Here is a 552-nt window from a genome sequence, read left to right on the forward strand (position 1 = left end):
TGCGGTCGAGCAGCGCGGTGGTCATCTTGGGGTCGCCAAAGACGGTCGGCCACTCGCCAAAGGCGAGGTTCGTCGTGACGATGACCGAGGTCTGCTCGTAGAGCTTGCTGACGAGGTGGAAGAGCAGTTGGCCGCCCGAGCGGGCGAACGGCAGGTAGCCAAGCTCGTCGAGCACCACCAGATCGAGCCGGGAGAGCTGGGCTGCCAGCGTGCCGGCCTTGCCAAGACGCGTTTCCTCCTCAAGCCGGTTCACCAGGTCCACCGTGTTGAAGTAGCGCCCCCGGGCGCCGGCCCGTACCACATTGGTGGTGATGGCGGTGGCGAGGTGCGTCTTGCCTGTGCCCGTCCCACCGACAAGCACGACGTTGCGCCGGCCCGGAAGAAACGAGCCGCTGTATAGCGAGCGCACCAGTCCCTCGTTGATGGGGGTGTCATCGAAGACGAAGGCGTCGAGGTCCTTCACCGCGGGCAACCTGGCGGCCGACATCCGGTAACGGACCGACGCTGCATGGCGGTGCGTCGCCTCGGCACGCAGCAGGTCGGTCAGGACCT

General features: G+C 66.7%; 1 protein-coding gene. It reads right to left on the reverse strand.

What is annotated here, in order from left to right; all coding sequences use genetic code 11:
• On the reverse strand, positions 1-552 hold a 552-nt coding region (gene istB / locus AX685_RS07795), incomplete at both ends, for an IS21-like element helper ATPase IstB (protein WP_066487231.1).

Source organism: Sphingomonas sp. CCH9-F2, assembly GCF_001556735.1.
GTDB classification, from domain to species: domain Bacteria; phylum Pseudomonadota; class Alphaproteobacteria; order Sphingomonadales; family Sphingomonadaceae; genus Sphingomonas; species Sphingomonas ginsenosidimutans.